This window comes from Candidatus Sulfotelmatobacter sp. (genome assembly GCA_035498555.1).
GTDB lineage: Bacteria > Eisenbacteria > RBG-16-71-46 > RBG-16-71-46 > RBG-16-71-46 > DATKAB01.
In genome coordinates, this window is the sequence record DATKAB010000017.1 from 1 (window position 1) to 8,980 (window position 8,980).

Below are 8,980 nucleotides of genomic sequence, written 5' to 3' on the forward strand. Positions count from 1 at the left end.
CCGTCCTTGGTGACGGTCGGCGATCCCCACTTCTTGTCGAGCACGACATTGCGGCCGCGCGGTCCGAGCGTGACCTTGACCGCACGGGCGAGCTGCTCCACGCCCTCGAGAATCTTGGCGCGAGCCTCACCACTGAACAGCAACTGCTTCGCAGCCATCGCTGCCTCCTATCGAGTCTTCGCGCCGCCGATCCGCCTGCGCGGTGGCCGGGCGCGAGGTGGAATTACTTGGTGAGCACTCCCAGCACATCCTCTTCGCGGAGGATGACGTATTCGGTGCCGTCGATCTTCACGTCGGTGCCGCTGTACTTGCCGATCAGCACGCGATCGCCCTGCTTCACGTCCATGTTGATGCGCTTGCCCTCTTCGGTCAGGCGGCCGGGGCCCACGGCTACGACCTCGCCCTCCTGAGGCTTCTCCTTGGCCGTGTCGGGAATGATGATCCCGCCGCGAACCGTCTCCTTCTCCTCGATGCGCCGAACCAGAATGCGGTCGGAAAGAGGCCGGACGTTCATGGTGACTCCTCCTCCACGTGACAGGTGCCCGAAATGGGGCGTGTTCGAAGTGATGTGCGAACGCGTCGCGATGCCGCGCGTTCGGTCGCGCGCCGCGAACCCGCATTCAACGGGGGCTCGCGCGTCGCGGCGCGGGCTCAGAGCCCGCGGACGACGAGAAAATAGTGTGGGCGCGTGTAACGTGCAAGTCGGATGAGCAACTTATTGCAATGTCTTGAATTGCCGAATTTGATTCGGCGAGGCGCAAGTCATTGTGCCCAAATGGCACGGCTGGTCTGGCAGGTCGTGGCCGGGGCTGCCACGAGGGGTAGGCGGGCGCTCAGTTCTCGAAGATCGCCTGGCGGGCGGTGCCGTCGAGGAACCCGGTGGTCACCGATCCCACCACGGTGACGTTCTGCCGTGGCTCGGGCTTGTGAGCGCGCGTGAACACCACGATGGTGTCGCGGCCCTGGTGGAGATTGAAGGCGTACCCATCTCCCATCGGGAAGACGTCGCCGACCCTGCCCTCGACGCGCACGATGTGCCCGTCCCAGCGGGCGGGGTCCTTGCGCAGATTGCGCAGCGAGACGCCGGGCTCGGAGTGCGGCCAGAACAGCCAGCAGGTCAGCACGACCAGCCCACCGCCCAGAATGCCGAGTTGAATCGGGCGATTGGCCCGCAGCGCGTCGAGCAGGATCACCCACCACGGCTCTTCGAGCGGGCGAACCCGCGGGCGCGGGCGTGGCGGCGGCGCTTCGACGGTGGCCAGCGCCTGTGCTTCCTCGCCCCCGGCGGGCGGATCGAGATCCGGCAGCGGCGTGCGCACCGGCGGCTCGCTCGCAACGGCATTCGAGCGGGCGCCCCCGCGCGCTGGAGCCGCGGGCGCTGCGGCGGCCGGCGACTTCGGAGTCGAGGTCGCCGGCGCCACGGCCGGCGTCTTCAGCGTCGGAACGCTGCTCGCCGCCGCAGTCCAGGCCACCGGTTTCGGGGCAGCGGGCGGAATCGGATTCGGAGGCACCACGCCGGGCGGCGTCCCGCTCATGGGAGCGAGCGGGCGAACCGTCTCCTCTGGCGCCTTCATCACTTCCGGATCCGACGCGCGATCGGCTGCCGAGCTCAGCTTGAAGGGCAGCGGCGTGCCGGCGACCTTCTGCCGGCCCTGTTCGGCGGCGACGCCTTCATCGGCGCCTACCAGCCAGTCGGGTCGCTCGGCAGGCGGCGGCTCGACCGCCGGTGGGCGGTCGTCGTCGGCGAGGGGCTTCTCGGGTTCAGTCATCGGGCGCGGTTTCTTCCATGAAGAACGCGTCCGAGTTATCGGCGGCGCGGCGGCGGTGGTTTAGGCTTGCCCGCGGAGCCGCGGTCCGCGTTGCCGGAACCCTCAGCCCAGCCCGAATTCCCGCACTTTCCTGTAGAGCGTCCGGAGCCCGATCCCCAGGAGCGCGGCAGCGCGGCGCTTGTCGCCGGCCACGCGCCTGAGCGTCGCCGAAATCAACTCGCGTTCCACTTCTTCAACCGTCATGCCGACCGTGACGCTGAGCGCCCGGCGCTCGGCCGGACCCTGAAGCTCGGCGGGAAGATCCGACACCTCGAGCGAGCGCTTCCCGTCGGCGAGCGCCACCATCGACTCGAGCCGGTCGCGCAGCTCACGCACGTTGCCGGGCCAGGCGTACGCCGCGAAGCGCTCGAGCACGCCGCGGGTGACGCCGGTGACGCGGCGACCGTATTCGCGATTGAGTTCCGCGAGCATGCGCTGAATCAGCAGCGGCAGATCCTCGCTCCGTTCGCGCAGCGCCGGTACCTGGATGCGCACCGTGCTCAACCGCTCCGCCAGGTCGCTGCGGAATCGCCCGGCCGCCACTTCCGCGCTAAGATCGCGCTCGGTCGCGGCCAGTACCCGCACGTCCGCGCTCTGCGTTTCGCGGCCGCCGACGCGCACAAAGCTCCGGTCGTGGAGCGCGCGCAACAGAGCCGCCTGGGCCGGCGTCGGAAGCGCGCCCACTTCGCCGAGGAACAGCGTACCGCCGTCGGCGCGCTCGAAGCGGCCGGCGCGCGGCCCTCCGGCCGGCGAATCCGAATCCTGGCCGAACAGCTCGCTCTCGGCCTCCTCGCGCGTCAACACGTCGCACGCCACCCACACGAACGGCTCGTCTCGCCGCGGCCCGTTCTGGTGGATGGCCTGCGCCACCATGCGCCGGCCGCTGCCCGGCGCGCCCAGGATCAGGACCGGGACCCGGGTCGCCGCCACCTGTCCGATCTGCTCGAGCACGCGGCGCATCGCGGCCGAGTGGGTGACCAGGTGAGACAGGCCATAGCGCTGGTCGAGCCGCGCCTCCGCCTGCTCGAGGCGCGCCGCCAGCGCCTGGCGCTCGAACCCTCGCTCGAGCATGGCCAGGGCCCGCTCGGGGATCAGCGCGCCGATCACGAACTCGGCCGCACCCTCGCGCATGGCGCGAATCCCTCGCTCGAGATCCGCCCCCTCGCCGGTCAGGATCACGCTCGCCTCGGGGACCCGCGCGCGCGCACGTCTCAGCAAAGCAAGCCCGTCGATGCGCGGCGCCCGGAGCGGCGCGATCAGCGCGTCCACGCGCGAGTCGTCGAGCGCGTTGTAGGCGGTTTCGTCGTCGTGCGCGACCCGCACCTGCATCCCCCGGCCGCGGAGAAATGCCGCGAGCGTGCGCGCCCATTCCGCGTCGGGTCCGACGATCAGCACTCGGGGCTGGCGATGGCGCATGCGCGACTCCGGCGCCGCGTTTCAGCGCGGAAGCGCTTCGAGACTCCCGATCAAGGCCGCGACGCTCGGGATCTGCGCCATGTCGCCGGGGTTCGCGCTCACGTCGGAGTAGACCAGCTGTCCGTCCCGATCCACGAGAAAAACCGCGCGGCCGCTGTAGAAGCGCTCCTCATCCAACACCCCGTAGGCGCGGCTCACCTCGCGCTTGAAATCCGAGAGCAGCGGGAAGCCGATCCCGAGCTGGCGCGCGAACACCTCGTTCGTCTGCCAGCTGTCGACGCTCAAGCCCAGCAGCGTCGCGCCCAGCGACTCGAGGCGCGCTCGCGAGCGCTCCAGCTCGGGAAGCTGGTGCGAGCACACCGGCGTGAAGGCGAGCGGGAAGAACGCCAGCACGACGTGGCGCCGGCCGCGAAAGTCCGAGAGCGAGACCGGCTGGCCGCCGGGCCCCTTGAGCTTGAACTCCGGGGCGCGCTGGCCGACGGTGGGTCCGGGATGAGTGGTCATGGGCTCCTGAGGGATGAGGACATCGGAGTTCGGGGCGCGGATGCTATCACCGACGCCCGGCGAGGCGCACCACGTCCTGGCTCGCCGCCGCCAGCTCCGCCAGCGTGCGGATGCCCCTCTCGCGCTCCCAGCGTTCGGCGAGCAGCAGGAACAGACGCGCGGTGGTGAGCGCGTCACCGAGCGCGCGATGTGCCGATTCGGCAGGCAGCGAAAATCTCGCCGCCAGCGCGCCCAGCGAATTGCTGCCGGACCCGAACAACCCGCGCGCGAGGCCGAGCGTGTCCACCACCGGATTCCACAGCGGCCGCGCCCCGGCGCCGCGCAGGAAGGCGGCCAGGAACGGTAGATCGAACGGCGCGTTGTGCAGCACCAGCATCGCGTCGCCACAGCCGTTCCGGAAGATCGGCGCCACCTCGCCGGGGAGCGGCGCGTCGGCGACCATCGCATCGGTGATGCCGTGGACCGCGGCGGCGTCGGCGGGGACCGGCCGCCCGGGCCGCACCAGGCTCGACCAGCGCTCGGCGATCTCGCCGTTCTCGAGGCGCACGCGCGCCAACTCCACGAGCACGTGGCCGGACGCGGGACTCATGCCGGTGGTCTCGGTGTCGAGCGCCTCGAGGCGGCCGGCGAGGAGCGACACGCGATTCGTCCGCGCCGCGCTCAGTGAGCGCCGCGTCCGGTCGTCTGCTGTCGCTCGAAATCGGTGAACGGCTCGTTGCGGTCGGCGTGGCCTTCGGCCACGTAGCGCAGCAGCAGCAGGAAGCGATCGGGCTCGACGTAGCCCGGGACGTTGGCCATGTGCTCCCCCGAGGCGCGCAGGAAGATCGTGGTCGGGTAGCCCGACACCTGGAAATGCTGCGCGATCTGCGCCGAGGTGTAGCGCCGGCCCAGGTATTCGGCGGCGTCCTGGGATTCAGCGTCGAGCCGCACCGTCACGTACCGGTCACGCAGGTAGCGGGCGACGTCGTCGCGGGAATAGACGTCGCGATCCATTCTCCGGCACCAGCCACACCAGGTGGTGTAGACGTCCACCAGCACCGGCCGGCCACTGGCCGCGGCCTGGCGCATGCCGTCGTTCCAGGTGCGCCATTGAGGACCCGCTGGCGCGGGAGGCGCGCCGGCGAAGGGAACCCCCGGCAGCAGCATCACCGCCAGAACCAACAGGCCACGGAATCGTCGCATTGACACCAGTCTAGCACCCTCGAAAATCGTGGCTCAAATCGCCCACGGCTCACCCATACAGCGTGTGCCGGAGCGTTCCTGCCGGATCGGCCGGATCGAACCACACCCCCGCCAGTCGCGAGGTGCCGAACTGGCCGGGATTGACCACCACGGTGCGACCAATCGAGTCGCGGTACGACTGCGAAACGCGTGGCGACTCGTGAATGTGGCCGGTCAGCACCAGCGGCGGCTGATAGTGCTCGATGAACTGGCGCAGCGCTCGCGAGCCCACGTGCCGCCGCGCGCCGATCAGGTCGCAGCGCGTGTCCCGCGGCGGCGAGTGGCTGACGAAGATGGTCTCGGGCGCCGCGACCGTCGCGGCCAGCGCGGAAAGCGACTCGGCGATGGTCGGCGAGCGGCGGGTCGCGTCGAAGCACAGCGGCGTGATGGCGCCGGTGCGACTGGTGACGCCGTCGAGACGAAGCGGCTGCTCCTCGCCGCCGTCGTCCCAGCGCTCCCAATCCTTGAGCCCGAAGGGCGTGATCGGGACCCACGAGATGCCGGCGACCGCGCGGCCCTCGACGCTCGCCGATCGCTCGTGCAGCACTCGCCACAGTGTCCCGTGGCCGTGATCGAGGCAATCGGCGTTGGCGGCCCAGTCGTCGTTGCCCATCAGCAGCAGCAGCTCGACTCCGGGAACCGCGTCCCGCAGCCGGCGCGCGAACTCGATGAGGAAGCCCTCGAGGAACACCCGCTGGGACTGCACCCCGTCGCGGCTGGCGTCGTGCGGACACAGGTCTCCGCCCAGCAGCACCGCGCTCGGCCGACGGGTCGCACCCAGCGCCAGCACCTGCTCGTAGAGCGCCCCCTGACCGTGCAGGTCGGACGTGTAGAACCACTCGGACAATTCGATCTCCCTCTTGCGGTCGAGGCGCGCCACGGGCGCGTCGGAAAAATCTATCGAAGCGATTCAAGCCCTCGCAAACCGCGGGTGCAGGAAGTGCAAAGAGCGCGCGAGCCGGCTCGCGGCCGCCCGCCCGCGAGGAGAAAGGGCTTGACCCTCGCGCGCGCCGCACCCGATCATTCTTCGCCCTCCGCCGTCGCCGGCAGCCCTGCCGGCGGCGAATTCGAAAGGACCGACATGCCCCGCTCGATATCTTCGTGGGCCGCGCTGGCCGTAACCGCCCTGCTGGCACTGGCGTCGAGCCCGCGCGGCTCCGCGGCCGCCGTTTCGAAGAACCTGTTGATCAATCCGGGGTTCGAAGACCGCCTCCCGGGCCATCCGTGGATGCCGGCCGCATGGGACACGTCGATCTCGGGGCTGCCCACGGTGTTCTTCGGATGCGACACGTTCCTGGTGCATTCCGGTCATTACTCCGCGAACGTGGCCAACGTGAGCAACCTGCTGCCGATGGCCCACAACTGGAGCCAGTCGGTGCTGGTGGGGAAGGAAGCCTGGGGCAAGGATCTGCTGTTCACGGTATGGACCCGGTCCAATGGCGTGAGCGGGCGCGCCTACTGCTTGTTGCAGGCCTATCGGGACACCATCTCGAAGATGGCGAAGACCTGGGGCATGCCGCGTGACGACGCGGCGCAGCGCCTGCACATCAACAAGGTAGACGATCCGATCGTCGATTTCGGCTGGAAGCGCCTCTACTTCGACGACCCCGAGACCGACTGGGTGAAACGCGAGATGCGCGTCTATTGCGCCCCGGGCGTGAACATCGTGTTCGTTCGCGCGGGCGTGACCGGCACCGGACAGCTGCTGGTGGACGACGCTTCGCTCACGATCGAGGCCCCTCTGCCGGCGCCGCCGCTGAAGGTGGGTGAGAATCTGCTCAGCGACCCGGGGTTCGAGGGCGATCTCAACGCCTGGGAGTTCGCGGTTCCGCCCTACGCCGGTCTGGTCGTGGAACGCGACACCACGCACGCGCACAGCGGCAAGTCCTGTATCCATCTGGAAACGCTTCAGGGCCCGGATTACCCGCGGGCGCCGGTGCAGGCCCGCATGGGCGTGTGCCAGCCCATCACCAATCGGAATCTCGGCGGCAAGCGCGTCAGGCTCTCCGCCTGGGTGAAGACCGACAGTCTCCAGGGCGTGGCGTTCCTCAAGGTCTATTCTCACGGTCTGTATGGCGTCCAGCAGGGGATCGCGTCCGAGCAATTCTCGCTCGACACGCCGTGGACGCAGACCTCGCAGATTCTCGACGTCCCGGCCGACACCTATCAGCTGTGGGCCTGGTGCCTCTACGAGGTGCCGGTGCCGGGCCGGGTCTACTACGACGACGTGAAGCTCGAGGTGCTGGGACCCACGCCGCCGCCGCCGACCATTCCCAAGCCCGCCGCCGCCGAGAAGGCGAAGAAGAAATAGCGCCGGCCGACTGTCGAGGGACGCGGGTCACTCGCCGCGTCGATCCACAGACTTGCGAGCATCACGAGAATCTCGCAACCGCGCGAACTTGCGGGCGCGCTCACTTCGGTGCTTGACACGCGCGCGCGGCGGTGACCAAACTAGTGTTGCGGCTGGGCAGAGAGACCTCCTTGGCAGGGAGCTCTCGCTTCCGCTCCGGAACGATGCACGCTGCGTGTCGTTCGCCGGAAGCCGGAACCGAGCGGGTATCACGAGCGAGGTGAACCGCAAGGTCCGGCGAAAGGCTTCGCGGAGTCGGAGAGTCGCGCGGCGCCCGGGTCACTCGCCCGGAGTGATGCCCTCTCGGGCGCTTGTCGGGATGGAGCCCCTCCCTCCACTTTCAGGTCGCCGCCCCCACCGGAAACCCGGGCGCGGCCCATCCCCATTGGCGCTGGCGCGCGATTCTGGCGCTCAGCCTCGCTTGGCGGCCAATCGCCGCTCTCCGGACTCGATCGCGATCCGGCAGGTCGTGGCGTGAATCGTGACCGTGTCCTGCACGCGGCGCGCATAGCCTCCGCCGAGCGTCACCACCATCGGGATGTCGCGGGTGATGCCACCTTCGATCACCATGCGGTCGCGACGCTCGAGGCCCTCAAGCGTCAGCTTGAGCCCGCCGAGTTGATCGTCGCGATACGGGTCGGCGCCGGCCTGGTAGAGCACGATCTCGGGCCCGAATCGCCAGACGCGTTCGAGCGCTTCCGCGAGCTTCGCGAGATAGGGCTCGTCGGGCGTGCCGTCCTCGAAGCCGACGTCGAGTGTGCTGCGCATCTTCGGAGTCGGATAGTTGGCCTCCTGATGGAACGACAGGGTGAACACGTCGTCGTCCCCCTCGAACAGCGCCGCGGTTCCGTTCCCCTGGTGCACGTCGAGATCCACCACCGCGGCGCGGCGGATCCGGCCGTCGGACTGCAGCGCGCGAATCGCGACCGCGAGATCGTTGATGTAGCAGAACCCTTCGGCGTGATCGGCGAAGGCGTGGTGGAAGCCACCGCCCAGATGAACCGCGGCTCCCGTTCCGAGTGCGCGGCGCGACGCCAGCGTGGTGCCCGCGGCTCCGAGCGTGTAGGCGTCGACGATTTCGCGCGTGAGCGGCAGCTCCGAGGGGATCGTGCGCGCGGTCCAGCGCAGGGCCTCGAGATCGTCCAGGTACGCGCGGGTGTGGACGCGCTCCAGCAGCTCGCGGGGCGCGGGCTCGGGCTCGATCACGTCGGCCGGGGCGGCGGCGCCGGAGCTCAGCAGCTCCGCCAGCACCAGCCGGTACTTGGCGGTGGGAAACACGTGCGCGCCGATGTCGCAGGCGTAGCGAGGCGAGTGGACGATCGGAATGCCCGGCATGATCGCGGATCGTGCCACCACGAGCCGCCGCCCAACAAGCGGGGCCGAGCCGGCGCCCGCGCGCGGCGTGGCGCGCGCGCTTCGAAACCTCGGCTACAATTCTCCCCTTCATGGTGAGCTCTTCTCTCCCATCCGCGGCCTTCCGCCGCCTCGAGGTCGCGTGGCTTCGCCGCGCCGCCGCCCGGCTCGAGCCGGCGCTGTGGGCCGAGCTGATCGCGATCGCGCTGCTGGCCTCGGCGTTCCTGTTCTGGCAGGCCCACGTCCGGCTCGCTTCGTTCGCTCACGACCGCGGCCCGGCGGCGGCCAGCCTCGGTCTCGCCGTCTCCCTGACGCTGATCGCGCTGGC

At 69.7% G+C, this 8,980-nt stretch carries 10 protein-coding genes; 2 read left to right on the forward strand and 8 right to left on the reverse strand.

Annotated features, from left to right (window positions below):
- Positions 1-223: 223 nt before the first annotated feature.
- From groES to VMJ70_01830, 7 genes are all read right to left on the reverse strand, one after another.
- Positions 224-514 carry a co-chaperone GroES gene (gene groES, locus VMJ70_01800; GenBank protein ID HTO89841.1) on the reverse strand — a complete coding sequence of 97 codons (291 nt, stop codon included), beginning with the start codon at positions 512-514 and terminating at the stop codon, positions 224-226.
- Between the two features lie 319 nt (positions 515-833).
- The gene (locus VMJ70_01805) at positions 834-1,769 is read right to left on the reverse strand and encodes a hypothetical protein (protein ID HTO89842.1); all 936 of its coding nucleotides are present in this window, start codon (positions 1,767-1,769) and stop codon (positions 834-836) included.
- Between the two features lie 102 nt (positions 1,770-1,871).
- Positions 1,872-3,224, reverse strand: coding sequence for a sigma-54 dependent transcriptional regulator (locus tag VMJ70_01810; GenBank protein ID HTO89843.1), 1,353 nt, complete (start codon positions 3,222-3,224; stop codon positions 1,872-1,874).
- A gap of 21 nt (positions 3,225-3,245) precedes the next feature.
- Positions 3,246-3,728: a redoxin domain-containing protein gene (locus tag VMJ70_01815; protein HTO89844.1), complete on the reverse strand. Its 483-nt coding sequence runs from the start codon at positions 3,726-3,728 to the stop codon at positions 3,246-3,248.
- A 46-nt stretch (positions 3,729-3,774) separates the two neighbouring features.
- On the reverse strand, positions 3,775-4,368 hold the full coding sequence (locus VMJ70_01820; protein ID HTO89845.1) for a 3'-5' exonuclease: 594 nt from the start codon (positions 4,366-4,368) through the stop codon (positions 3,775-3,777).
- 20 nt (positions 4,369-4,388) lie between these two features.
- On the reverse strand, positions 4,389-4,910 hold the full coding sequence (locus VMJ70_01825) for a thioredoxin family protein (GenBank protein ID HTO89846.1): 522 nt from the start codon (positions 4,908-4,910) through the stop codon (positions 4,389-4,391).
- 49 nt (positions 4,911-4,959) lie between these two features.
- The gene (locus tag VMJ70_01830; GenBank protein ID HTO89847.1) at positions 4,960-5,796 is read right to left on the reverse strand and encodes a metallophosphoesterase; all 837 of its coding nucleotides are present in this window, start codon (positions 5,794-5,796) and stop codon (positions 4,960-4,962) included.
- Between the two features lie 234 nt (positions 5,797-6,030).
- Between VMJ70_01830 and VMJ70_01835 the strand changes: the two genes are divergently transcribed.
- A complete protein-coding gene (locus VMJ70_01835; GenBank protein HTO89848.1) occupies positions 6,031-7,260 on the forward strand; it encodes a hypothetical protein in 1,230 nt (409 codons plus the stop codon).
- A 450-nt stretch (positions 7,261-7,710) separates the two neighbouring features.
- On the opposite strand, the gene VMJ70_01840 is transcribed toward VMJ70_01835, so the two are convergent.
- Complete coding sequence (locus VMJ70_01840) at positions 7,711-8,634, reverse strand: histone deacetylase (protein HTO89849.1); 924 nt, start codon at positions 8,632-8,634, stop codon at positions 7,711-7,713.
- 110 nt (positions 8,635-8,744) lie between these two features.
- Here VMJ70_01840 and VMJ70_01845 point away from each other — a divergent pair.
- The coding region (locus tag VMJ70_01845) for a hypothetical protein (GenBank protein ID HTO89850.1) at positions 8,745-8,980 on the forward strand (236 nt) is incomplete at its 3' end.

Excerpts from the sequence above, each read along its gene's own strand:
- VMJ70_01840 (HTO89849.1), bottom strand. The coding sequence starts at position 8,634 with ATGCCGGGCATTCCGATCGTCCACTCGCCTCGCTACGCCTGCGACATC.
- VMJ70_01825 (HTO89846.1), bottom strand. The coding sequence starts at position 4,910 with ATGCGACGATTCCGTGGCCTGTTGGTTCTGGCGGTGATGCTGCTGCCG.
- VMJ70_01805 (HTO89842.1), bottom strand. The coding sequence starts at position 1,769 with ATGACTGAACCCGAGAAGCCCCTCGCCGACGACGACCGCCCACCGGCG.
- VMJ70_01810 (HTO89843.1), bottom strand. The coding sequence starts at position 3,224 with ATGCGCCATCGCCAGCCCCGAGTGCTGATCGTCGGACCCGACGCGGAA.
- VMJ70_01815 (HTO89844.1), bottom strand. The coding sequence starts at position 3,728 with ATGACCACTCATCCCGGACCCACCGTCGGCCAGCGCGCCCCGGAGTTC.
- VMJ70_01835 (HTO89848.1), top strand. The coding sequence starts at position 6,031 with ATGCCCCGCTCGATATCTTCGTGGGCCGCGCTGGCCGTAACCGCCCTG.
- groES (HTO89841.1), bottom strand. The coding sequence starts at position 514 with ATGAACGTCCGGCCTCTTTCCGACCGCATTCTGGTTCGGCGCATCGAG.